We start from the raw sequence: 25,830 nt of genomic DNA on the forward strand, positions 1-25,830 counted from the left end.
TTCTATAAATTCCTGGCCGGTCAATTTCGGATATGATCAACTACATAATTAAGCGAATTGGTATAGCAATTCCAACATTACTTATTCTAATAGCAGTAAGTTTTTATTTGATGCATGCTGCTCCTGGTGGTCCGTTTACATCAGAAAGACCACTCCCACCTCAAGTCCTTGCCAATATTGAAGCTAAGTATGGCTTAGATCAACCAATTTGGCGCCAGATGTTTAATTATTTATGGGGCGTAATTACTGAATTTGATTTTGGACCCTCGTATAAATACCATGATAGATCTGTCAATGAAATTATTGGACAGGGCTTTCCTATAACCTTAAAGTACGGTTTTTGGTCATTTATTGCGGCCATTGGGGTAGGAATTCCTCTTGGTGCAATAGCTGCAATTAAGAAAAATACTTGGATTGATTATTTAGCAGTTGGTGTTTCAATTGGTGCACAAGTACTACCAAATTTTGTAATGGCACCGTTACTTATTATTATCTTTACTTTATGGCTTGGTTGGCTTCCTGGTGGGGGTTGGAATGGCGGTGCTTGGCAATACTTAATCATGCCTGTAATCGCTCTTTCAACTAGCTATATGGCATCAATTGCTCGTATTACTCGCTCATCAATGCTTGAGGTTTTAAATACAAACTATATTAGAACAGCAAAATCAAAGGGATTACCCACAAAAACTATCTTCTTTCGCCATGTTTTTAAACCATCACTTCTTCCAGTAATATCTTATTTAGGACCAGCATTTGTTGGATTAATTACTGGCTCAGTTCTCATAGATATATATTTTTCAACAGGAGGTATGGGATATTATTTTGTTAATGCTGCATTTAATCGTGACTATTCAGTAATGATGGGAATAACAATTGTTGTAGGTGGTCTTACAATCTTATTTAGTTTGATAGTTGATCTTCTTTATGCATGGGTTGATCCAAAAATTAGATATTAAAAATGATTGTAGCAAATAAAAATAAAATAGTTGAAACGGCAAATAATATGTCTGAAATTAGTGGGACAGGCCGATCTCTTTGGAAGGATGCTAGAACTAGATTTATTCATAATAAGGCTGCAACCATAAGTCTATTTCTATTATTAGCAATTGTTATTTTTTCATTTGTAGGTCCTTATTTTGCAGTTTGGAGTAATGAGCAAATTGATTGGAATGCAATGGGATCAGCTGCTAAAGTTGGAATGCCTTCAATAACAAGTGGCCACTTTTTTGGTACAGATGATTTAGGACGTGATTTATATTCAAGAGTCATCCAAGGTACTCAAATTTCATTAATGGTTGGTGTTTTAGGAGCAACTGTTGCGGTTGTTGTTGGCACACTCTATGGAGCAACCTCAGGATATTTAGGTGGCCGTACAGATCAGATTATGATGCGAATTGTAGATATATTAATGTCAATACCATACATGTTTGTTTTAATTTTATTACTAGTTGTATTTGGTCGCTCAATAGGTATGCTTTTTATAGGAATTGGACTACTTTCATGGTTAGATATGAGTCGAATTGTTAGAGGTCAAACTCTGAATCTAAAAAATAAAGAGTTTATTGAGGCTGCTAAAGTTACTGGTGTAAGTGATTTCAAAATTATTTTGCGCCATATCGTGCCAAATTTATTAGGAATTGTTGCTGTTTATGCAACCCTCTTGGTTCCAGGAATTATTCTAGCTGAGAGCTTTATTTCATTTTTAGGTTTAGGCGTTCAAGAGCCACTTACAAGTTGGGGGGCCTTGATTAATGAAGGTGCTAGAACTATACAATATGATACTGAGTGGCAATTACTCTTCCCCCTCGCTTTTTTTGTTGCCAGTCTTTTCTGTTTTTATTTCATTGGTGACGGCCTTCGTGACGCGCTTGATCCAAAGGATCGTTAGTAGAAATGAGCTTACTAGAAGTAAATAATTTAGAAGTTAAGTTTGATACTCCTGATGGAGTTGTTAATGCGGTTAATAATGTTAGCTTTTCATTGGATGAAGGAAAAGTTTTAGCTATTGTTGGAGAGTCTGGAAGTGGCAAAAGTCAAACTGTATTTGCAATGACAGGACTTCTTGATCATAACGGCAAAGCTAGTGGAAGTGTTAAATTTAATGGCCAAGAGATTCTTAATCTGCCAAATAATGATTTAAATAGTATTAGGGCAGAAAAGATTGCAATGATCTTTCAAGATCCAATGACAAGTCTTAATCCATACGTTCGAGTATCAGATCAGATGGCTGAAGTTCTTATTCACCATAAGGGTATATCAAAAAGTGATGCTATCAAGCAATCTATAATTATGCTTGATGCTGTAAAGATTCCAGATGCTTCAAATCGAATTAGAATGTATCCTCATGAATTCTCTGGTGGTATGAGACAGCGCGTAATGATAGCAATGTCTCTATTGTGTCATCCAAAATTATTAATTGCTGATGAGCCTACTACAGCATTAGATGTTACAGTTCAGGCTCAAATAATGCACTTAATGGCTGACATCCAAAAAGAATTTGGCATGTCAATTATCCTCATTACTCATGACCTTGGTGTAGTTGCTGGTAATAGTGATGAAATGTTAGTAATGTATGGTGGAGAGGTTATGGAGATTGGTCAAACTGATCGTCTTTATGAAAACCCGACGCATCCATATACTCAAGGCTTAATGAGTGCAGTTCCAAGGTTAGATGATTCATCTGAGAGGCTTATTACTATTCCTGGAAATCCTCCAAATATGATGTTAAAACCTATTGGATGTCCATTTTCACCTAGATGTCAATTCACACAAGAGAGTTGTTCTTCTCAAATGCCTGAACTACTGATGGTTGATAAAAATGTTCATTATAGAGCCTGTCATGTTGCTGTAAAGGAATTGACATGAGTAATTCATTATTGCAGGTTGAAAATTTAAAGGTTAGCTTTGATGTTAGCTCTGAAGGCGATATGCCATGGACTAAACCAAAAAAACTTCAGGCAGTAAATAATGTTTCTTTTAATTTAAGTTCAGGAGAAACTCTTGGGATAGTTGGAGAATCAGGATGTGGCAAGTCAACTCTTGCAAGAGCAATTGTGAAAATGGTTCCAACAGATTCAGGGAAAGTTTTATGGCTTGGTAATGATCTATTGAGTTTAAATAAATCTGAAATGAGAAAACATCGAAAGCAAATTCAAATGATCTTCCAAGATCCTTTGGCCAGCCTTAATCCTCGAATGAATATTGGTGAAATTATTGCTGAACCTTTGAGAACTCACTATCCTAAAACACCTGAGGCTGATGTCCAAGAAAGGGTAAGTGATGTTATGAAAAAGGTTGGACTATTGGGTAATCTTGTAAATCGATTTCCACACGAATTTTCAGGTGGACAATGTCAGCGTATTGGTATTGCAAGGGCTTTAATTTTAAAGCCAAAACTTATTATTTGTGATGAGCCAGTATCAGCCCTTGACGTATCAATTCAAGCCCAAGTTGTTAATTTATTAATGGATCTGCAAGAAGAGATGGGGCTAACCCTCATTTTTATAGCCCATGATTTAAGTATCGTAAAACATATAAGTACAAAAATTATGGTTCTGTACTTGGGTAATATGGTTGAGTTTGCAAATAGCAGATATATCTATGAAAATCCAAGACACCCTTACACTCAGGCATTAATTTCTGCAGTACCTATTCCAGATCCACGTATAGAGAAAAACAAGAAATTAATACTAATTGAAGGTGATTTGCCTTCACCAGTAAATCCACCTTCTGGATGTGTTTTTAGAACTCGATGTCATAAGGCAAAAGAGATATGCTCAAACGAAAAACCTAAGTTTAAAGAGGCAGCAACCGACCATGAAGTGGCATGCCACTTTAACGATTAATATAATTTACTTAACGCCAGATAAGATTTCCTTCATATTTTTCTTATTTTCAAATATTTCTTTTTCAGTAAGTCCATCCATCTCATGAGGAAAAACTAACCACTCATCTGTTTCATGAATGAAGTAATCTGGAACTACTTCAATAATATTTCTTTCAGGTTTGTACCATGGCATTGCCATACGAATATCATGAGGTAAATTTTTTCTCGATTTTTCCTTAAGTGTATCCAGAATAGCCTTGATGCTTCTTCCAGAATCAAATACATCATCAACGATAAGAAGTTTATCTTCAGCATTCATATTACTGATAAGGTAGTCAATACCATGAACCCTAACCTCTTTTGATTGCTCATTTATTCCATAATATGATGAAGTTCGAATAGCAATATGATCAGAATCATTCCCAAGATATGCAAGGATTTCTTGAATGGCAATGCCAACGGGAGTTCCACCTCTCCAAACGCCTACAATAAAGTCAGGTTTAAAGCCACTATTGTGGATCTGAACTCCAAGTTTAAAAGAGTCTAAAAGTAGCTCATCTGCAGTAATATATGTTTTTGCTATTGTCATTTTATTTTCCGATTAATAATATTTTAAATAAACTTTAAGTATAAATTTTATAGAGTTTTAAATACTTAATTTATAAAAAAATCTGAATCAATACTAGAATTTTAAAATTTTATCTATAAGTTTGCTTTTTGTCTCAGAATCTGCAAATGAAGCTTTCATAGCCATTAGTGAAATATTCTTAAGATCCTCAATGCTGAGTTTAAAGTTTTTTGCACTATTTTGATATTCTTGGCCAACACTAGTCTCAAAAAATGGTGGATCATCTGAATTTAGGCTGACACTTATTCCTTTAGTCATGATAAATTTGAAAGGATGAGAGCTCCAACTAGGGTAGATAGATAAAGCTAAATTACTTCCGGGGCTGATTTCCAAATGAATATTACGTTTAATTAGTTCGCTTAAAAGCTTATCATCTTCAATGCTTCTAACACCATGACCAATTCGAGCTATTGGTAGATAATTGATTGCATCCCAAACACTCTCTGGGCCAGAGATTTCCCCGGCATGAACCGTACATGGATAATTTGCATTAGCAGCAATATTAAATGCAGGTTCAAAATCCTTTAAGGTAAATGCTAATTCATCTCCTCCCATTCCAAAACCAACAATATAAGGATGAGGATTATCAACCATTTTTTGGGCTACATCAATTCCTTTTTTTGGACCTAAATGTCTTACACAGGTTACAATAATGCGCCCAATAATACCAAAATCATCCTCTGCATCATCAATACCCTCAACGCATCCTAAGATCATATCATCATAACTTATTCCGCATTCAGCTGCATGATCTGGTGAAATAAATGTTTCCATATATATAACATTTTCAGAGGCACAGTCTTTAAGATACTGATACATAATATCTCTATAGTCTTTTTTATTTTTTAGACAGGAGCTAGCCCCATCATAAGCAACTAAAAAACTAGGAAAGTCACTCCAAGCGTAACCCCCTTTATCATTAAAGAGGTTCTGGTCAAGTTCAATTCCATTTCGTTGAGCAATTTGATGAACTAAATGAGGCTTAATAGTTCCCTCGAGGTGGCTATGAAGCTCTACTTTTGGAAGTTTAAGTATATGTTCTCTCATCAAAAGATTATAACTAATTAATTTAAGTTACAAGCTTTACCATTATTAAGAGCTTTAATTCCTAAATGACTTGCAATTGTTTGACCCATATCAGCAAAACTATCTCTTTTGCCAAGATTATTATTTTTAATAGATTTACCATAGAAAATAACCGGAACATGCTCACGTGTATGATCATTACCAGGCCAGGTTGGATCACATCCATGATCTGCAGTAATAAGAACAAGATCATCATTATCTAATCCTGATTCAATTTCAGGGATTCGCTTGTCAAATTGCTCAAGTGCCAATGCATATCCAGCCACATCACGACGATGACCAAATTTGGTATCAAAGTCAACTAGATTAACAAATATTAAGCCATTTTTAAGCTTTATCATCTCCGAGAGTAATTGGTCGACAAGGCCCATATTATTTTTTGCTTTAACCGTATAGCTAACTCCTTGATTAGAAAAAATATCACCAATTTTTCCAACCGATACTACTTGACCATTAGCATCTTGAATATGATCAAGAAGCGTTAAATCATTTGGAGGTGTTGTAAGATCTTTACGATTAGCTGTTCTTTCAAAACCATCTTTAGAGTTTCCTGTAAATGGTCTCGCAATTACTCGAGTAATCTCCAGTGGATCGACCAGTTTTTTTGCAACTCTGCATAATTTATAAAGCCTCTCAAGTCCAAAGTGTTCTTCATGGGCAGCAATCTGAAAAACTGAGTCTGCAGAAGTGTAGCAAATTGGAAAACCAGAGGCAATATGCTCTTCACCAAATTCTTCGATAACTTGAGTACCTGATGCATGTTTATTAGCAAGTGTTCCTTCTATCTGACCCTGCTCCATTAGATCTTTAAGCAGAGAGGCTGGAAAGCAGTTGTCAATCACTGGAAAGGTTCCCCATTCAAAGGGAACAGGAAGACCACAAATTTCCCAATGTCCACTTGGAGTATCTTTTCCAGCACTAACTTCCTTTGCATAACCAAAAGCACCCTGTGGCTCAACTCTTGTAATTGGAAGTGGTTTATTACGACTAGCAATTGCTGCTTCTCCAAGACCCCAACGAATTAGGTTAGGAATTAAAAGAGGGCCACTTCGTTCGCTATTATCTGCGTTACTAGAATCACATTCTTCAATAATATGACCCAAAGTATCAGAGCCAGAATCTCCATAAAGATGAGCATCTTCACTAGAACCAAGACCCAGAGAGTCTAAAACTAAAATAATCGCTCTTTTCATTAATGACCTTCCTTTTTTGAACTAATTATTTCATAAATTAAGCTCGGGGTTGCTGGCCTATCTTTAGTAAGATTAAAAACAGATGGAAGAGTTTCTTGTAAGTAACTAATCTGACTCTTATCCCTAACATGTCCCATAGCTAGGGGCTCTCCCTTATCAACCCACTGACCGATATTAACTATATTGCTTAAGCCTACCCCATGATCAATTGGATCAATTGATTTTGTTCTTCCAGCTTTAAGTTTAATCATGCTTAAGCCAATATCCCTTGCATTCATCTCAGAGATATATCCTGATGAATTTGATACTATTGGAGTGATAATAGGCATTGGTGCCAAATACTGATTAGTCTTGTCAAGAAGATCTTTAGGACCTCCAAGAGAATGAATCATTTTTTCAAATATAGAGGCAGCTTCTCCAGAAGATAAAGCCTCATTAGATTTTTTCCTGGCAGTTACTAGATCAGTTTCAATCCCACTAAGATGCAGCATATGCGCTGCTAATTCAATAGTAAGTTCCATCAGTTTATGATTGGCGTTGTCAGGATTAACTAGAAAATCAATACATTCACTGACTTCAATTGCATTTCCCACGCTATGACCCAGTACCTGACTCATATCCGTAATAAGACAGTTTGTTGGAACACCAGAACCTGCAGCAACATCAGCAATACTTTGTGCAAGCTCTTTGGCCATTTCAGGCTTTGCTGCAAAAGCACCATTACCAGTCTTAATATCCATTACTAAGGCATCAAGACCTGAGGCAAGTTTTTTAGATAATATAGATGCTGTAATCAAGTCAATTGATTCAACAGTAGCTGTTACATCACGAGTTGCATAAAAACGTTGATCAGCAGGAGCTAGTTTTGCAGTTTGACCTATTATTGCACAGCCAACCTCTTTCACTAATGATTGGAACTTTTTATTATCTGGCGTGCCATTATAGCCAGGGATACTCTCAAGTTTATCTAACGTCCCACCAGTATGTCCTAAACCTCTCCCAGAGATCATTGGAACATATCCACCACAGGCAGCAACAATAGGTGCAAGCATTAGACTAATTTTATCGCCTACTCCTCCAGTAGAATGTTTATCAACAACAGGCCCATCAAGCTCAAAATCATGCCATTTAAGGGTATCCCCAGAGTTCATCATATGAGTAGTTAGGCTAACACGCTCATCCATTGTCATCCCACACTGATATACAGCCATTGCAAATGCTCCAAGTTGGGCATCTGTAAGGCTTTTATCACTAATTCCCTTAACTAAAAATCCAATCTCTGGATCAGACAGAACAAGACCATCTCGTTTTTTTCTAATTAGCTCTTGAGGGAGGAATAAATTATTCATAAATAAAAGGATTAGTCCCCGTATGGCGTCCAAATATTTTTAACTTCTGTTGCATTTCTTAAAAACTCTAGGCCCTCTCCTTGATTAGAGTCAAGCCAATCTCGATCTCCATCAATATGAACCCATAGACGTTTTAGATCCATCGCACTAATAGTCTCAACTTTTGCAATATTATTACTATCAGACCAGCACCACACTCCATCAACCTCTACATGACCCACTAACTGATGAGATAGTTCACTCTTATTACCTGTAACAATATTAATCACTCCTGGAGGAATATCTGAAGTCTCAAAGGTTTGAACTAACTCTAATGCCACACTTGGAAAGCTATCACTAGGAATTAAAATTACTCTATTTCCCATAGCTATCGCTGGTGCAATTAAAGAAATTGTTGTAAGGAGTGGCTGATTCTCAGGAGCTACTTGAGCCAAAACTCCAATAGGCTCAGGAAGTGCCATTGTAACCCCCCTATAAGGGGCGCTATGAACTGCACCATCGTATTTGTCAGCCCAAGCAGCATAACTAAATATTCTACTTATGCTTTCATCAAATTCTGCTTTTGCATTCTCATTTGAGATCCCACATAATGTTTCTAAGCGCTCAATCCACTCAGACTCTCTAACAGCGAGGTTTTCTGCTAGGAAATAAAGAATCTGCGCTCGACCATGACCACTTTGAGAGCTCCAAGAGGTAGCTTTTACAGCAGCATTTACCGCATTTCGAATATCTTTACGATTACCTGAACCAACAACAGCAGCAAGAGTTCCATTAGCGTTGAAGGTTTCTATACTATGGCCACCATCTGGTCTGACCTGCTTACCACCAATATAAAACTTGAGAGTTCGATCAATTGACTGATTTTTATTACTATTAGTTTTTTTAGACCTTAAATTTTTTACTGGACTTAAATATTTGGGTTTTAAATATTCATACAGTCCTTCCTTACCTCCTTCTCTTCCAAATCCAGATTCTTTAACACCACCAAAGCCACAAGAGGCATCAAATTGATTGTGACAATTAATCCATAAAACTCCAGCTTTAATTTTCGGAGCAACATCCATAGCACGATTTATATTTTCACTCCAGACACTTGCTGCTAATCCATAGCGACTATTATTTGCTAATGCCACTGCCTCAGATTGAGTTCTAAAAGTCATGGAAACAAGCACTGGCCCAAAAATTTCTTCTTGAGCTAACGGATGACTTGAGTCAATATCAGTAATAAGGGTAGGCGGATAAAGGTTTTTTTCGGCATCAATGTCACAAGCCTGAAAGGATTCACCACCATGTTTAAGACCATCATTTACCATCTGGCTTACTCTTTCAAATTGTGTTTTACTAACTAAGCTTCCTAAATCAATTGATTTGTCTAAGGGTAATCCCAAGCGCAGTTGTTTAATTCTAGCCTTAATTTTCAAGTGCAGCTTTTCAGCAACTTCCGCTTGAACTAATAATCTAGAACCCGCGCAGCATACTTCCCCTTGATTAAACCAAATAGAATCAACAAGGCCTTCAACAGCGGCATCTAGATCTGCATCCTCAAAAACTACAAATGCAGATTTTCCTCCTAGCTCTAGTGTTAATTTTTTACCTTGTCCTGCAGTACTTTTTCTAATGGACTGGCCAACTGCCGTTGATCCAGTAAAGGCAACCTTATCAATACCTTTATGGGCTGCTAATGAGGCACCAACAACACCATCTCCATTAACCATATTGATAACACCTGATGGGATTCCAGCTTGCTGACATAGGTGTGCAAAATACATTGCTGTAATTGGCGTTTGCTCAGCTGCTTTGAATACAATGGTATTGCCCATTGCAAGGGCTGGAGCAATTTTCCATGACAACATTAATAGAGGAAAATTCCAAGGAACAATCTGAGCAACTACACCAATCGATTCGTAACTTTTAAACTCCTTTTCTTGAAGTTGTGCCCAGCCAGCATGATGATAAAAATGTCTTATTGCAAGAGGAATATCAATATCCCTACTTTCGCGAATTGGCTTACCATTATCAAGAGTTTCAAGAACTGCAATTAGTCGAGCGTTTTTTTGTATCAATCTGGCTAAGGCATAAAGCACTTTTGCTCTTCCGTGGCCACCAAGAGCCTGCCAATTAGGTTGTGCTTGTCGTGCCGCTTTCACTGCAGTATTTAATTGAGAATCAGAGGCAATCTCTATATTAGCTAGCAAATCTCCATTTGAAGGATCTAAGCTAGCGATTATTTCTGCATCTTTTTGGCTTATGAATTTGCCATTTATAAATTGCCCAAAACGACGACCATTATCCTCAAGCCATTTTTGAGCCTCAGAGCTACTTTCTAAAGCTTCGCTATAATCAAGTTTGTCAAATGATTCTAATATTGTCATAATATAATCCTATCCTAAAGGGTGACGATAAGAGGCAGAATAATAGCCGCTAACAAAGTGATCCAGTTGGCGTTCAATATCACCAAGTAAGCTTGAGGCTCCAAAGCGAAATAAATCTGGTTCGAGCCATCTTCTTCCAAGTTCTTCTTGAATCATTGTCATATAAGTTAATGCCGTCTTGGTATCACTTATTCCACCAGCCGCTTTAAATCCAATGCGAATTCCAGTTTCATTATAGTAATCTCGTATCATTCGGACCATTACAAGACTAACGGGCAAAGTAGCATTAGTTGACTCTTTTCCAGTAGAAGTTTTAATAAAATCAGCGCCAGCCATCATGCAGATTTGAGAGGCTCTAGCAATATTACTAAGATTTCCAAGCTCCCCAGTTGCCAATATAGTTTTCATATGTGCGTCACCACATTTTTCACGAAACAATTTAACTTCATTATAAAGTTTTTGCCAATTGCCCTCTAATACATGACGACGACTAATTACTATATCAATTTCATTAGCACCAGATGCAACTGAGTATTCAATTTCTTGAAGTCGCAATGGCAGGGGTGAAAGTCCTGCAGGAAAGCCAGTTGATACTGCTGCTAAGTTAATATTTGATTTACCTAGATTTTTTTTAGCAGCTGCTAACATATCATGATAAACACATATTGCAGCAACATTTATATCTAGTGATTCAACACCTAGAATTGAACTTAAAGAGGAGTTTAAGGGTTTTTTTCCTTTACTACAAAGTCGTTGAACTCTCGCTTCAGTATCATCTCCAGAAAGTGTCGTTAGGTCTATTAATGTGATTGCCTTAAGTAACCATGCAGCTTGTTTGTCTTTTTTAATGCTTCGACGCACTCCATAATTTTTACAACGACGCTCTATTGCACTTCGATTAATTGAAATATTAGAAATCTTGTCGAGTCGAAAATCCATTCCTGGATTTCTCTTAGCATCAGCATGATTTAAATTTTCACTCGTTATATAAGAAATAATCTTCTTATCTTCAAGAGGTTCATTATTATCAAAAGCTATATTTTTATTGCTCATATAAATTAAGATTGACCTTCAAGGTATGAAATTAATAAATGTTCGACAGTATCCGCTGCTTTGCTTGCAAAAGCAATTGTTTGCTCATGACTTAGAGCTGTTTCACTCATTCCAGCAGCATAATTAGTAATTACTGAAAGGGCGCACAAGGGTAGATCTTGATGACGAGCTAAAATGACTTCAGGAACTGTAGACATGCCAACAGCATGAGCGCCTAATATTTTTACAGCTTTTATTTCAGCAGGTGTTTCAAATTGAGGGCCACTAAACCAAGCATAGACTCCTTCATAAAGCTTAATTTCTTTTGATTTTGCTGCTTTACGCATAGACTCACTTTTTGAGAGATCATAGGCATTACTCATATCAACAAAACGCTTATTACTTTTTGCACCAAACAGTGGTGAAACTCCAGTCATATTAATATGATCAGTAATAAGCATTACACTTCCTGGAGAGGCTTCTTTGACTAGACTTCCTGCGGCATTAGTTAATACAAGGCTATTACATCCTATCGCTTTTAGAGTTTGAATTGCAACAGCCATTACATCTGCCTTACCATGCTCATAATAATGGGCTCTACCTTGCATTATAACTATATTCGTTTTACCTACATTCCCAAAAAGTAAGCGTCCTGCATGTCCTCCAACACCAGCTTCCGGAAAGCCAGGAAGTTGATTAAAATCAATACTCGCTTTAATTTCTACGTTATCACAGAATTGGCCTAATCCTGAGCCAAGGATAAGCCCAACCTCAGGCTTAAAGTCATCTATATTTTGATTGATTATATTAATACAATCATCAACTTGACTCATTAGAGATGCTCCGGTCCAAATGAGTTAGGTAATAATTCAGCTAGATTTAATTGGGTCTTTACACCATCTGGAGAGCACATCATAATTTCAGTATCTTCATCAGAAAACTCTCTAATTCTTTGTCTACAACCACCACAAGGAATACCACCTTCGTCGTTTTTAGTCATAACATAAATCGTTTTAATTTTTCTCTCACCACCCATAACCATTGAGGCAATAGCAGAAGCCTCAGCACAGTTTCCAAGAGGGTAGCTTGCATTCTCAACATTACAACCTGAGTAGGTATTTCCTTTATCAGTAATTATCAAAACCCCAACTGGATACTTGGAGTAGGGCACATAAGCCTTACTCATAGCCTTTTTAGTAGCACTAATATAGCTATCCTCGTGCATAGTTATAACTCCTTAATATATGGTTGAGCTGAAGCCTTTGGAGGGACAGCTTTACCAATGAAACCCGCTAACAAAATAATCGTTAAAATGTAAGGTGCTGCATCAATTAATTGCACTGGAATTTCTCCAATAAGTGGAATTTTTACCTCCTGAAGTCTAATTGATAGGGACTGTAAAAAGGCAAATAAGAAACATGCTGCTAGTACTCTATAAGGATGCCATTTTCCAAAAATTAAGGCAGCTAACGCAATAAAACCAGCTCCAGCAGTCATTTCTTTAGTGAATTGCGCGGTATATGCAGTTGAAATATAAGCACCACCAATACCACACAAAATACCACCAACTAATAATGCTCTATAGCGAAGACCTTCAACTGATAAGCCTGCAGTATCAACTGCCTTAGGATTTTCACCAACCGCCCGAAGGCGAAGCCCAAATCGAGTCCGATAAACAACCCACCATACTATTGGAACGATTACAAAGGCTAAATACACAAGGATATTATGACCACTAATTAATTCCCTGTAGATAACTCCAAGAATCGGAATATGATCAATAATATCAACACCAGGAAGAGTAATAGATAGAAATCTTTCGTCATTTTGAAGTGTTGGGGTAATACCACCTCTTTTAAACCAGGCTAAGGTTAGAATCATCGTAAGTCCAGATGCTAAGATATTTATTGCAACACCACTAACAATCTGGTTGCCTTTATAGGTAATGGAGGCAAAACCATGAATCATTGCTAATACAGAGGAGGCAAGCATACCTGCAATTAAACCAAGCCAAGGCGATCCAAAAACACTTGCTGCACTGGCAGCAATGAAAGCCGACATTAGAAGTTTTCCTTCTAAGCCAATATCAACAACACCAGAACGTTCTGCAAATAAGCCAGCCATAGAAGCAAAAATAAGTGGAACACAAATTCTCACTGAAGCATCAAATGTCAATACAGTAGTTAAAAAGAAGTCACTCATTCTGATGCCTCAACTGGCGCTAAATAGCGAATTAAAACGGGCCTATATAAATACTCTAAGCCACCACAAAATAAAATAACGAGTCCTTGCATAACAACAACAATGTCCCTTGATACGTTTTGTAATTCAAAGTCTAATTCTGCACCACCCTGATAAAGTATTCCAAATAAAAATGCAGCAATCAGGATACCAACAGGATGATTTCTACCCATTAATGCCACCGCAATTCCACCAAAGCCATAACCGTAATTAAAATTTAAAAATAAACGATGCTGAACTCCCATAAGTTCATTAATACCGACTAATCCAGCTAATGCACCAGATATACACATAGTTACAACGATAATTTTTTTTGGATTAATACCACTATATATAGCAGCTTCATTACTTTTACCTGCAGCACGAATTGCAAAACCCCATCGGGTATGCCATAGGAAAAACCAGACTACTACTGAAAAGAATAACGCAACAAATATCGACATATTAAGAGGTGACTTTGTAACTTCAAAGCCAAAATTTGCCAATACATCATGCATAAAAGGAATCCATGAGGCTTCAATAAAGTCTCCACTTTCTGGGGACATTTCACCCACCTCACGAAGCACATTAACCAAGATATAAACCATTAATGAGGAGGCTATAAAATTAAACATTATTGTTGTTATTACAATATGACTACCTCGATAGGCCTGTAAATAGGCTGGAATAAGAGCCCATAAAGCTCCAAACAATAAGCCTCCTGAAATGGCTAATGGGATTACAATCCAAGCGCTCAAAGCTGGATTCATATATAACGCAACTAAGGCAGTTCCAAGACCACCAACATAAGCCTGACCTTCTCCACCAATATTGAAGAGACCTGCATGAAAAGCAACCGCTACCGCTAGTCCAGTAAATACAAAGTTTGTTGCATAGTAAAGAGTGTAGCCAAGGCCTTCATCATAGCCAAGAGCGCCATAGATTAATATCTTTGTAGCTTCAATTGGATCTACACCAATAAATATAAATACTATACCTGTAGCTATAAACGCAGTTAAAACATTAAATAGTGGCAGTAATAAGCCATTTATCCAAGATAACTTTCTATCGCGTGTCATGCTCGAGCTCCCTTTAATTCATCTTGAGATTCAAGAGCATTGGCCATCATCATTCCAAGGGTAGCTTCATCTGCATCTGCTCCATTAACAGTTCCAGTAATTTCGCCATCACACATCACTATGATTCTGTCACTAAGTGACATAATCTCCTCTAATTCAACAGAAATTAATACTATTGCCTTACCAGCATCGCGCATTTTAATAATACGTTTTCTGATAAATTCGATAGCACCAATATCAACGCCACGAGTAGGTTGACCAATAATTAAGACTTCAGGGTCACGTTCAAATTCTCTAGCTAAAATAAGTTTTTGTTGGTTTCCACCGGAAAAGTTTGAAGACATAAGATTTGGATTATTTGGACGAACATCAAACGCTTCCATTATTGATTCACAGTTGGCTTTAACTAATGATCTTTTGAGCCAGATTCCTTGATTAAGTTTTTTATCATTGTGATAACCCATTAGAGCAGTCTCGCTGGCACTAAAATCTGCAATCATGCCCATTTTTTGACGATCTTCAGGAACATGAGCTACACCAAGATTACGTAATTGCTCAGGGTTTAATTGACTTTTAGGGGTAATAGTTTCACCCATAATCTCAATAGAACCCTTTGATAATGGAAGTATTCCAGCTAAGGCTTTTAATAGTGTTCCCTGACCATTACCAGTTACCCCAGCAATTCCAAGAATCTCACCAGAGCGAGCCTCAAAGCTAACTTCTGAAACTCTCTTCAAACCCTGTTCGTTATGAATTTCAAGGTTGTTTGCAACCAGAAGTGGTTTACCAATCTTTGCACTTGACTTTTCAATATTCAATAATACTTTTCGGCCAATCATTAACTCAGCTAACTCTTCAGGATTTGTTTTACTTGTCTCACGGTGAGCAACCATCTTTCCTGCACGCATTACCGATACATGATCTGTAATGTTCATGATTTCGCGCAGTTTATGAGTGATTAATATAATAGTAACACCTTCATTTTTAAGGGCTTCAAATATTCGAAATAATTCATCAGACTCCTGAGGAGTTAGAACCCCTGTTGGCTCATCAAGTATTAATACTTTTGCGCCCTTATAAAGACCCTTTAATATTTCAACTCGCTGCTGCATTCCAACTGATAATTCTTCTACCGCAATATCAAGCTCAACTTCTAAACCATATTCTTTTGCAAGTCTCGTCAATTCAATTCGAGCATTTGCTAGGCTTTCAGTTATCAAAGCCCCACCTTCACTTCCCAAGATAACATTTTCAAGAACAGTAAAATTATCAACCAACATGAAATGCTGATGAACCATGCCAATTCCAGCTTCAATTGATTGTTTAGAGCTGGTAGCTCTGAAATCTTTATTGAAGACTTTAATTTGCCCAGAATCAGCCTGATAAAAACCATATAAGATGCTCATTAAAGTAGATTTACCAGCACCATTCTCACCAACAATGCCATGAATTGATCCAGCTTCAACGCTCAGATTAACCTTATCATTTGCATGAACGGCACCAAAATGTTTATCAACATTTATAAGTTCAATAGCAATATTTGACTTAGCCATAGAGAATATTAATATAAAAAATATGTATTAATTATAGTTGTATGAATTTGTAACTTTAATATATAGTTTTATAAAAAACTCTATATTAAAGTTTAAAAAAAACATCCGACCCAAGAGCCGGATGTTTTTTAAGAATAAAAACTACTTCTTATAAAGGACAGGTATTGTCACTCATGTAGTCATGAACTACAATAGAGCCATCAATAATTCCAGCTCTTGCAGCTTCTACAGCAGCAAGCATATCAGCAGAAACTAGATCAGCATTGTACTCATCCATAGCAGCACCAACACCATCTTCAGCAACACCGTTTACTTTAAAGCCAGCTTCCCAAGTACCGTTCATAGCAGCTTCAAAGCTCTCATAAGCAGCTAATCCAACTTTCTTGTACATAGAAGTAAGCATTGTTCCTGGTTGAATGTAGTTTTGGTTTGAGTCAACACCAATTGCTAATACACCCATATCAGCAGCAGTTTGATAAACACCCATTCCAGTTCCACCTGCAGCAGCATAAACTACGTCAGCACCATTTTCAACTTGGCTACGAGTAATTTCACCACCTTTAGTTGGGTTACCCCATGCAGCAGGAGTAGAACCAGTCATCTGAGCTAGAACATTCATAGAACTATCGGCATGAGCAACACCTTGCTTATAACCACACTCGAAACGACTAATTAGTGGGATATCCATTCCACCTACAAATCCTACAGTACCAGAACTTGATGCCATAGCTGCCATAATACCAACAAGGAATGATCCTTCTTGCTCTTTAAAGACAACATTTTGAACATTTGGAGCATCTACAACACCATCAATGATAGTGAATTGAGTATCAGGATACTCTGCAGCTGCAGCAGCAACAGCATTAGCCATTGTAAATCCTACAGCAACAACTGGGCTATAACCACGTTGAGCAAACTTCTTAAGACTTTGCTCCATCATAGCTTCATTTGTAGGCTCTAGTTCAGTAACAGCGATACCAGTATCGTTACCAAACTTCATAATGCCGTTATAGACCGCCTCATTAAAAGACTTGTCATTTTTACCAGCAGTATCATAAACCACAGCAGGTTTAATATCAGCCGCTTGAGCAACTGATGCTGCCAATACAACAGTACTAGCAAAAATTGCTAAGCCTGTTTTTTTGATCAATCCACTGAAATGTGAATATTTCGCATTTTTCATTTTGTAATCTCCTTAGTTAGTAATATGAAATTTTATAAATAGTACGAAAACCATCATTAAAAAAAAGATAGTTAAAACACCTTCTATTTTTTTAACTCAAGTTTTGGTTCTTTTAAGTATATAGAAATTAAATACTCGAGTTGTGATTATTCTATTCTTGAAGAGACCCTTTGTCAAAAATATTTCAACTTATTTATTAAATTTATTAATTCAAAATTAAATAAACTATTTACATATTGTTGACAATAATTGTTAACAATATTGACGTGTACTTCTAAAACACTTATACTATAGGAAAAAAAATAAATAATGCCAACAATTACCCAAAAAAACCCAGATAAAGTTGTCGATCTTGTGTTTGAGTCAATCCTCAAAAATAGACTTAAACCTGGTATTAAGCTTTCAGAAATTTCTTTACAGGAAGAATTTGGATGGAGTCGGGCTGAGGTTAGACAGGGCTTTGATAAGTTGGTAGACTCAGGAGTGCTGATACATAAAAAAAATCAGAGTGTTCGAGTAGCTAAACCTACAGAAATTGAAACTAGACAAATATATGAGGCTCGTAAAGCTATTGAAAATAGTGTCATCATGATCCTCGTTCAGAAGCATCAAAATAATGAACTAGACCTTAGAGGCATTGACTCCTTAGTAAAAAAAGAGAAGTCTCTTCATCAGGATACTGATAATGCAAAGCTAGCAAGGTTGTCTTGTGATTTTCATTTATCTTTAGCAGAGCTTTGTGATAATAAATTTATAGTTGAAAGCCTTAAACCTCTTATTCCTTTATCAGCTCTTGCTGCTTCAATTTATGCTGATAATGAGTCAAATTTTTGTTCTTTTACTGAGCATTTTGAATTAATAGATGCTATTAAAAGTAATGACCTTCTTAAGGCATCAAAGGCAATTAACTCTCATCTTGATCGTTGCGTTGAATCACTCAACTTTAATTTAAAGGCAACGAAAAATCATAACAATAGTCACTTATTTAATTAGCATTTATTATGGATAAAAAAATTATTGAAAGTCTTAAAAATTACCCTCGAAATATGACCGGTTATGGCAAGGAGTCAATTCATCCTCATTGGCCTAATGAGGCAAGAGTTGCCATACAGTTTGTCTTGAATTATGAGGAGGGAGGAGAGAATAGTATTTTGCATGGTGATAAAGCTTCAGAATCTTTTCTTTCAGAAATAGTTGGTGCAAAACCATATGAGGGTGTAAGACATATGAGTATGGAGTCAATATATGAGTATGGATCAAGAGCAGGTGTTTGGAGAATATTAAGATTATTTAAGGAATTTGATATTCCTATAACTATTTTTGCAGTAGCGCTTGCAATAGTTCGTAATAAAGAACTTGCAGATTACCTAGTTGAACATAATTATGATATTTGTGCCCATGGTTTGCGCTGGATTGATTATCAATATATAGATGAAAAGACTGAGCGAGAGCATATCAAAGATTGTATTGCACTTTTAACTGAGCACTTAGGTAGAAGACCATTAGGCTGGTATACGGGAAGAAATAGTCCTAATACGAGGCGATTAGTTATGGAGGAGGGTGGTTTTCTATATGATAGTGATACTTATGATGATGACCTCCCATATTGGACTGAAGGGTCAAAATCTGATAATAGACACTTAATTATTCCTTATACATTAGATGTCAATGATATGAGATTTGCTTCTCCTCAAGGCTTTAACTCTGGGGATCAGTTTTTTAATTACTTAAAGGATACTTTTGATGCGCTTTATTTAGAGGGAGAGACACATCCTAAAATGATGTCAGTTGGTATGCATGCAAGAATTTTAGGTCGTCCTGGAAGGATAATGGCAATGAGGAGATTCTTAGAGTATGTCAAAACTTTTGATGATGTTTGGCTTTGTACCCGAAACGAGATTGCTGATCATTGGTATAAAAATTTTTAAAAAGGAAAGGTTTAATGAAATCACCAACAGAACTTGCTAGAGCGTCTTCTGAAGAATACTTAAAGGTTTTTAGTAACCTATATGAACACTCTCCATGGTTCGTAGAGAAGTCTTTAGATGATGTTTTGGCAGATGAGAAATATAATGATTTAGAGAGCTTTCATCAATTATTGTCTTCAATTATGTTGCATTCAGATAATGATTTGCAAGATAGTTTGATTGTTGCTCATCCAACACTAGCAGGCAAAAAAGCTCAAACTAATCAACTTACTGATTTTTCAACAACCGAACAAAAATCTGCAGGGCTTAGTGATTGTAGTGACTCAGAAATTAGACTCTTTGAGAGTCTCAATGAAGAGTATTTTTCTAAATTTAACTTTCCTTTTATTATGGCAGTAAAAGAGAAAAATAAAACTGATATTATTGCAAGCTTCAAAATACGAATTGGAAACTCAATGGCTGATGAAAGATCAAACGCATTAAATGAGATTAATAAAATTGCTTGGTTGAGAATAAAGGAGATTTATGGAATATAAAGATCAAATTGATGTTGCAAATTCTGAACTTGGTACTAAGGTAGTTTATTGTAGTGATGAATTTTTTGCGGACTCTGGTCGTATGTTGCAACCCACTGAACCTGTCTATATTGAAGATAAGTATGATGCAAATGGTAAATGGATGGATGGCTGGGAGAGTAGAAGGCGTCGCGATGGGAAAAATGATTTTTGTTTTATTAGGCTTGGGTCTCCCTCAATTATTGAAAACTTTAATATCGATACCACGCACTTCACTGGAAATTTTGCTCCTGGAATATCAATTCTAGGTTGTTATGTTCCAGGAGGGACTACTGATGATAGAGTTGTTGATGGATCAGCTGTATCAGAATGGTTTGACCTGCTGGATAAAAAAAACCTTGATGGGGACTCCCATAATCTTTTCTCATGCAAATCAGATAAGCCCTTAACACACTTAAAATTAACACTTCATCCTGATGGAGGTATCGCTCGATTTAGGGCTTTTGGAAATAAATGGTTTGACCAAACTAAGTATGAGATCACTGGTACCAATGTAATTTCTAAAAAGAGTGGGGCAAGAGCAATCTATGCAAATGACGAGCATTTTGGTTGTTTGAGTAATGTCCTTGAAAAGCATGAGCCGCAAAGTATGGCAGATGGATGGGAAACTAGACGTCGACGTAAAGCAGGTAATGATTGGGGATTAATTGCTTTAGCACAACCTGCAAAAGTGCATGAAATCATTGTGGATACAAGTTTTTTTAAGGGTAATTTTCCAGATACTTTTTCTATTTCAACAGCTAATATTAGTAATATTGATGATAATACTTTGCTTGAAGTTAGTAAAACTTGGGATAAAATAATTGAAAGGAAAAAACTTGGAATGAATAAAATCAATATCTTTAAAAAGGAAGACTTGCTTCATGAGCAAGAAATTACTCACATTCGAATTGACATATTTCCAGACGGTGGAATTGCTCGATTAAAACTCATTGGAGATTTTATATAAAATGACCACTATAAACCTTACTCCAGAGCCATTAACAGCAGAAAATTTCAATCAATTTGGTGATGTACTTAGTATTGAAAATAAAGATTCAATAACGATAAATGATGGTTTTGCTAATAAGTTTGCAGACTTAGCAAAAATTGATACCCAAGAAGAGTGCGGCGAGACAAGTGTTCATATTTTTGTAGCTAAAAAAAGACAATTCCCACTGCAAATCACAATGTTGGAAAAGCATCCTTTTTTTAGTCAAACATTTATACCTAAAGGAGAAACACCTTTTATTGTTGTTGTCTCTCCTCCTGCTGAGGATCCTATAATAGAAAATATAAAAGTTTTTATAAGTAATGGTGATCAAGGAATAAGTTATTCAAGAGGTGTTTGGCACTTTCCTTTAATTAGTTTAAAAGATAACGCGCAATTTGTTGTTATAGATAGAAAGCACAATATTGACCAAGACACTATAAAACAATGTACTGTTAGAAAGATTGAAGATGTTGATATTAATGTAGAGTTAAGCTTATGATGCAAATATATCTTATTGACTGGCTAAGTCTTGCTTTGAAGCTTCTTCATGTAATTGCTGGAATAGCATGGATTGGAGCATCATTCTATTTTAATTGGCTGGAAAATAAACTCGATCGATTAAATAATAGGGACGAGATTGCGGGAAACCTTTGGGCGGTTCATGGCGGTGGCTTTTATCACTTAGAAAAATATAAAAAATATCCTCAGACTCTTCCAGAGCCTTTACATTGGTTTAAGTGGGAGGCATACGTTACTTGGCTTTCTGGAATTTCACTGCTATCAGTTATATATTATTTTAATGCTAGCACTTATTTATTAGCTGCGAATAGTTCAATTTCTGCAGCATATGGCGTTGGTTTAAGTTTAGTAGGGTTGTTACTTTTTTGGCTCATCTATGATATTTTGTGTAAGTCAAAATTAGTTACAAAATCTGCAATTTTTATAGCAATCATTTTTATAGTAATTTCATTTTTTGCATATTTCTATAGTAATATTTTTAATCCTAGAGCGGTTTATATGCAAATTGGTGCCATGGTTGGAACAGTCATGGTTGCTAATGTTTTCTTTGTCATTATTCCAGTTCAAAAAAAGTTAGTTGATGCATGTGAAAACTCCACAGAGGTAAGTTTAGAGCTTGGAAAAACAGGTTATCTTCGTTCTCGTCATAATAATTACTTTACCTTGCCAGTTTTATTCATGATGATAAGTGGCCACTACCCAACAATATATAGTGGAGATTATGGCTGGCTAGTATTAATTGCTGTTATTGGAATATTAGTAATGGTTCGTCATTACTTTAATTTAAGAGGCGTTGGCAAAGCTAAAAATAGTTTAATTGCCATAATAGTAATTTCAACATTAGCATTGATTTATGCTCTAGCACCATCTCAAAGCAAATTACAAGTTCAAAATAAAGAGATCGTAACTATTGCTGAAGCTCAAGTTATTATTGAAAAACATTGCGTAAGTTGTCACGCTGCAGAGCCTTCAAACAAGGCATTTGCTATGGCACCAAATGGCATAATGCTTGATACTAAAGATAATATTATTGCCCATAAGAATCAGATATACAAGCAAGCAGTTTTATCTAAAGCTATGCCAATAATTAACACTACAAATATGACCGATGAAGAGAGAGCGAAATTAGGGATTTGGATTGAGGCAAATTAATGAGTGGATACAATCACTATCGAGGTTCAATTTACCACTGTATAGAGAGTGGGTCAGAGATAGAACCAATCTATATTGAGGATGGTTTAATGGTTGTTGATGTTGATTTGGGAACTATTATTGAAGTTGGAAGCTTTAATGAGCTTTTTCCAAAATGGCCAAAGGCTAATTCATCAACTCATTTTAAGGATAGTTTAATGATGCCTGGCTTCATTGATACTCATGTGCATTATCCTCAGTACAAAGTTATAGCTTCATATGGAACGAGTCTTCTGGACTGGCTAAATAAGTACACTTTTATAGAAGAACAAAAATTTTCTGATGAGGCATATGCGGAAAAAGTTGCCAATTTATTTCTTGATGAACTCATCAAAAATGGTACTACTACAGCGATGACCTTTTGCACTTCTCACAAAGAATCTGTAGACATTTTTTTTACTGCTGCGCAAAAGAGAAACCTCAGAATGGTAGCTGGTAAAGTGATGATGGATAGAAATGCCCCTGAAGGACTATGTGACAATTCAGATGATAGTTATGCTGATTCAAAAGAGCTTATTGAAAAATGGCATAATAAGGGAAGAATGACTTATGCAGTTACCCCTAGATTTGCTCCAACATCTTCCTCTGAACAACTCAAGCAGGCAGCTAAGTTGTTAGATGAATATTCAGAGGATAATGGAAGTAAAGGGGTGCTCTTGCAAACCCATCTAAATGAAAGTATTGATGAAATTGACTTGGTAAAAGAACTTTTCCCAGACTCAAAAAACTACTTTGATGTCTACGATAAGTTTAATTTATCTGGCACTAATTCAGTTTTTGGCCACTGTATTCATAATACTGATGAGGAGTATCAGCGCCTTGCTGATTCGGGCTCTAAAGTATCACTATGTCCAAGATCCAATTTATTTCTTGGAAGTGGTTTATTTGAGATTGATAAATTAGAGGCTTTTGGAATAGGTGTCGCCCTTGCATCAGATGTTGGCGGGGGTGATAGCTTTTCAATGTTCCAAGTTATGAATGAAGCTTACAAAATATGCCGGCTAAATGACTACAATTTAGATCCTGTCAAAGCTTTTTATCTGACAACATTAGCTGCAGCTAAAGTACTCAATATGGACGATCGTATTGGTAATTTTGATTCTAATAAAGAGGCAGATTTTATTGTCATTGATTTAAAAGCCACAGAATTGATAAAGAATAAACTTGAAACCTCAAATAATATTAGCGATATATTGTTTAATTTGATGACGCTTGGAGATGATAGACTAATAAAAGAGGTCTATATTCTTGGTCAAAATATTTACCAGAAAAAGGAAGCATAATGGGACAACTAACAACTCATATATTGGACACTTCTGCAGGAGTTCCTGCAAGTGAAGTGGTTATAAATTTATATCGAAGAGAGGGTACAAACTCAACACATATTAAATCAACAAAAACTAATTTAGATGGTCGATGTGATAAACCTTTGTTGTCAGAAGAAGAGTTTGATGAAGGTTGTTACGAGCTTGAATTTATAGTTAATGATTATTATGAAGCAAAAAACATAAATTGCCCTTTTTTAAAAGATGTCATTATTCGCTTTAATATTAGTGAAAAAAGTGAAAATTACCATGTGCCACTTTTAATTTCTCCATATAGTTATTCAACATACCGAGGAAGCTAGTGTATTTCTTGCTAAATCAAAATTCTTCACCAACTGATCTTGGTGTAATTAATCCAAATACTACTGTTCTAGAGTGGTTAAGAAATAATCAGCTTGTAGGTACAAAGGAGGGTTGCGGTTCTGGAGATTGTGGAGCTTGTACGGCCGTTATTGGTGAAATTATTACAAAAAATAAGATTAGCAAGATTGAATACAAAAGTATAAATACATGTATGGCACTTGCTTGTGGTTTGGTTGGTAAGCATTTAGTAACTGTTGAGGGTTTAACTGAGGGTGATAAGCTTCACCCCTCTCAAAAAGCTATGGTGTTAGAAAATGGTTCACAGTGTGGCTTTTGTACACCAGGATTTGTTATGTCCTTATTTGCTTTGTATCAAAATAAAAATTCCGTAAATCTGCATCAAATAAACGAGGCACTATCAGGCAATTTATGCAGATGCACAGGCTATAAGCCAATAATTGCAGCAGCATTTTCAATGTTTGATGACAAAAGTGATGAGAACTTAGATTACTATAAAAAAAATCAGCAGCAAATTACTGATATTTTAGGAAAATTAAATAATCCTGAACACGTAAGTTTAAGTTATAAAAAAAATAATAAAACAATTAAATTTGATGCCCCTTCCACAATAGATGAGCTCTCTAATATTCTTATCAATAATACTTCAACTAATATTATTGCTGCTGGAACTGACCTGAGCTTAGAAATTACCCAGTCAATGAAAGAATTCTCGCATATTGTAAGTGTTAACCAGGTTATTGAATTAAAAGAGGTTAAAGAGGGTGCTAAAGAGATTGAGATTGGGGCTGCAGTTAGCTATGAAGATGCTGCCTCTTGTCTCATAAATAATTGGCCTGACTTAGGGGCTTTTTTGCAACGTTTTGCCTCTTTGCCTATAAAAAATTGGGCTACTATTGGAGGGAATATAGCTAATGCTTCACCTATTGGTGATATGGCTCCAGTTTTAATTGCTTTAGATGCTAAATTAAAGCTTCGAAAAGGCAATGATAGTCGAATAATTAATTTAGAAGATTTTTTTATTACTTATAAAAAAACAGTTATTCAGCAAGGTGAATTTATTGAAAGTATTATTATTCCTAAGCCAAAAGATAATCAGCGACTCATAACTCATAAAATGTCAAAAAGATATGAAGATGATATTTCAGCTGTATGTATGGCAATTAATATTTCATCTAAGAACAATAAACCAGAGTCATTTAAAATCGCCTTTGGCGGGATGTCAGGCATCCCTCAAAGGTCCCAAAAACTTGAACATTTTTTATTAAAGAATTGGCAGAATGAAGATATAGCCTCTTTAGCTTATAAGGTTTTAAATGAAGAATTTTCACCCTTTACTGATGTAAGGGCAACTTCAGAATATCGATTGCAAGTTTCTGCAAACTTAGTTAAAAAAACTATTTTGATGTATCAAGATGAGCCAATTGAGAATCTTGCTGAATTTTCTCAGTTAAATTAATTTAGGGAGTGATGAAAA

General features: G+C 36.0%; 25 protein-coding genes. 13 read left to right on the top strand and 12 right to left on the bottom strand.

Annotated features, from left to right (window positions below; translation table 11 throughout):
• Positions 1-32: 32 nt before the first annotated feature.
• From oppB to oppF, 4 genes are read left to right on the top strand one after another with little or no spacing between them, the layout of a single operon-like run.
• Entirely contained in the window at positions 33-956 is a 924-nt protein-coding gene (oppB, locus tag CRN91_RS05065; protein WP_114115355.1) for an oligopeptide ABC transporter permease OppB, read from the top strand.
• 2 nt (positions 957-958) lie between these two features.
• On the top strand, positions 959-1,888 hold the full coding sequence (locus CRN91_RS05070; RefSeq protein WP_114115356.1) for an ABC transporter permease subunit: 930 nt from the start codon (positions 959-961) through the stop codon (positions 1,886-1,888).
• Between the two features lie 5 nt (positions 1,889-1,893).
• A complete protein-coding gene (locus CRN91_RS05075; RefSeq protein ID WP_114115357.1) occupies positions 1,894-2,865 on the top strand; it encodes an oligopeptide/dipeptide ABC transporter ATP-binding protein in 972 nt (323 codons plus the stop codon).
• Positions 2,862-3,845, top strand: coding sequence for a murein tripeptide/oligopeptide ABC transporter ATP binding protein OppF (oppF, locus tag CRN91_RS05080; protein WP_114115358.1), 984 nt, complete (start codon positions 2,862-2,864; stop codon positions 3,843-3,845). The genes CRN91_RS05075 and oppF overlap by 4 nt, the downstream gene beginning before the upstream one ends.
• Positions 3,846-3,851: 6 nt before the next feature.
• On the opposite strand, the gene CRN91_RS05085 is transcribed toward oppF, so the two are convergent.
• The 12 genes from CRN91_RS05085 to CRN91_RS05140 form a co-directional block, all read right to left on the bottom strand.
• Positions 3,852-4,415 (bottom strand): phosphoribosyltransferase, encoded by a 564-nt coding sequence (locus CRN91_RS05085; protein ID WP_114115359.1) that lies wholly within the window; start codon positions 4,413-4,415, stop codon positions 3,852-3,854.
• Positions 4,416-4,508: 93 nt separating this feature from the next.
• A complete protein-coding gene (add, locus tag CRN91_RS05090; protein WP_114115360.1) occupies positions 4,509-5,501 on the bottom strand; it encodes an adenosine deaminase in 993 nt (330 codons plus the stop codon).
• 17 nt (positions 5,502-5,518) lie between these two features.
• Positions 5,519-6,733 (bottom strand): phosphopentomutase, encoded by a 1,215-nt coding sequence (locus tag CRN91_RS05095; protein ID WP_114115361.1) that lies wholly within the window; start codon positions 6,731-6,733, stop codon positions 5,519-5,521.
• The gene (deoA, locus tag CRN91_RS05100; RefSeq protein WP_114115362.1) at positions 6,733-8,082 is read right to left on the bottom strand and encodes a thymidine phosphorylase; all 1,350 of its coding nucleotides are present in this window, start codon (positions 8,080-8,082) and stop codon (positions 6,733-6,735) included. The genes CRN91_RS05095 and deoA overlap by 1 nt, the downstream gene beginning before the upstream one ends.
• 11 nt (positions 8,083-8,093) lie before the next feature.
• Positions 8,094-10,454, bottom strand: a complete 2,361-nt coding sequence (locus CRN91_RS05105) for an aldehyde dehydrogenase family protein (RefSeq protein WP_114115363.1) — start codon at positions 10,452-10,454, stop codon at positions 8,094-8,096.
• 9 nt (positions 10,455-10,463) lie between these two features.
• Positions 10,464-11,507 carry a deoxyribose-phosphate aldolase gene (gene deoC / locus CRN91_RS05110; protein WP_114115364.1) on the bottom strand — a complete coding sequence of 348 codons (1,044 nt, stop codon included), beginning with the start codon at positions 11,505-11,507 and terminating at the stop codon, positions 10,464-10,466.
• Between the two features lie 5 nt (positions 11,508-11,512).
• On the bottom strand, positions 11,513-12,319 hold the full coding sequence (locus CRN91_RS05115; protein WP_114115365.1) for a purine-nucleoside phosphorylase: 807 nt from the start codon (positions 12,317-12,319) through the stop codon (positions 11,513-11,515).
• Complete coding sequence (cdd, locus tag CRN91_RS05120; RefSeq protein ID WP_114115366.1) at positions 12,319-12,711, bottom strand: cytidine deaminase; 393 nt, start codon at positions 12,709-12,711, stop codon at positions 12,319-12,321. Before cdd ends, CRN91_RS05115 begins: the two co-directional genes overlap by 1 nt.
• 2 nt (positions 12,712-12,713) lie before the next feature.
• On the bottom strand, positions 12,714-13,688 hold the full coding sequence (locus tag CRN91_RS05125) for an ABC transporter permease (RefSeq protein WP_114115367.1): 975 nt from the start codon (positions 13,686-13,688) through the stop codon (positions 12,714-12,716).
• Complete coding sequence (locus tag CRN91_RS05130; protein ID WP_114115368.1) at positions 13,685-14,785, bottom strand: ABC transporter permease; 1,101 nt, start codon at positions 14,783-14,785, stop codon at positions 13,685-13,687. The genes CRN91_RS05125 and CRN91_RS05130 overlap by 4 nt, the downstream gene beginning before the upstream one ends.
• Complete coding sequence (locus tag CRN91_RS05135; RefSeq protein ID WP_114115369.1) at positions 14,782-16,338, bottom strand: ABC transporter ATP-binding protein; 1,557 nt, start codon at positions 16,336-16,338, stop codon at positions 14,782-14,784. The genes CRN91_RS05130 and CRN91_RS05135 overlap by 4 nt, the downstream gene beginning before the upstream one ends.
• Before the next feature lie 148 nt (positions 16,339-16,486).
• Positions 16,487-17,521, bottom strand: coding sequence for a BMP family lipoprotein (locus CRN91_RS05140; RefSeq protein WP_114115370.1), 1,035 nt, complete (start codon positions 17,519-17,521; stop codon positions 16,487-16,489).
• Between the two features lie 309 nt (positions 17,522-17,830).
• Between CRN91_RS05140 and CRN91_RS05145 the strand changes: the two genes are divergently transcribed.
• The 9 genes from CRN91_RS05145 to xdhA are packed head-to-tail and all read left to right on the top strand — an operon-like array spanning position 17,831 to position 25,812.
• Complete coding sequence (locus tag CRN91_RS05145) at positions 17,831-18,514, top strand: GntR family transcriptional regulator (protein WP_114115371.1); 684 nt, start codon at positions 17,831-17,833, stop codon at positions 18,512-18,514.
• A gap of 8 nt (positions 18,515-18,522) precedes the next feature.
• Positions 18,523-19,449, top strand: coding sequence for an allantoinase PuuE (gene puuE / locus CRN91_RS05150; RefSeq protein ID WP_114115372.1), 927 nt, complete (start codon positions 18,523-18,525; stop codon positions 19,447-19,449).
• Between the two features lie 14 nt (positions 19,450-19,463).
• Positions 19,464-19,985, top strand: coding sequence for a 2-oxo-4-hydroxy-4-carboxy-5-ureidoimidazoline decarboxylase (gene uraD, locus CRN91_RS05155; RefSeq protein ID WP_114115373.1), 522 nt, complete (start codon positions 19,464-19,466; stop codon positions 19,983-19,985).
• Entirely contained in the window at positions 19,975-20,973 is a 999-nt protein-coding gene (alc, locus tag CRN91_RS05160; protein ID WP_114115374.1) for an allantoicase, read from the top strand. The genes uraD and alc overlap by 11 nt, the downstream gene beginning before the upstream one ends.
• Before the next feature lies 1 nt (position 20,974).
• Positions 20,975-21,496: an ureidoglycolate lyase gene (locus CRN91_RS05165; protein ID WP_114115375.1), complete on the top strand. Its 522-nt coding sequence runs from the start codon at positions 20,975-20,977 to the stop codon at positions 21,494-21,496.
• Complete coding sequence (locus CRN91_RS05170; RefSeq protein WP_114115376.1) at positions 21,493-22,668, top strand: urate hydroxylase PuuD; 1,176 nt, start codon at positions 21,493-21,495, stop codon at positions 22,666-22,668. The genes CRN91_RS05165 and CRN91_RS05170 overlap by 4 nt, the downstream gene beginning before the upstream one ends.
• Complete coding sequence (gene guaD / locus CRN91_RS05175; protein ID WP_114115377.1) at positions 22,668-23,990, top strand: guanine deaminase; 1,323 nt, start codon at positions 22,668-22,670, stop codon at positions 23,988-23,990. Before CRN91_RS05170 ends, guaD begins: the two co-directional genes overlap by 1 nt.
• Entirely contained in the window at positions 23,990-24,334 is a 345-nt protein-coding gene (gene uraH, locus CRN91_RS05180) for a hydroxyisourate hydrolase (protein WP_114115378.1), read from the top strand. Before guaD ends, uraH begins: the two co-directional genes overlap by 1 nt.
• A complete protein-coding gene (gene xdhA / locus CRN91_RS05185) occupies positions 24,334-25,812 on the top strand; it encodes a xanthine dehydrogenase small subunit (protein ID WP_114115379.1) in 1,479 nt (492 codons plus the stop codon). The genes uraH and xdhA overlap by 1 nt, the downstream gene beginning before the upstream one ends.
• Positions 25,813-25,830: the final 18 nt, after the last annotated feature.

The organism is Candidatus Thioglobus sp. NP1, assembly GCF_003326015.1.
Taxonomy (GTDB): domain Bacteria; phylum Pseudomonadota; class Gammaproteobacteria; order PS1; family Pseudothioglobaceae; genus Pseudothioglobus; species Pseudothioglobus singularis_A.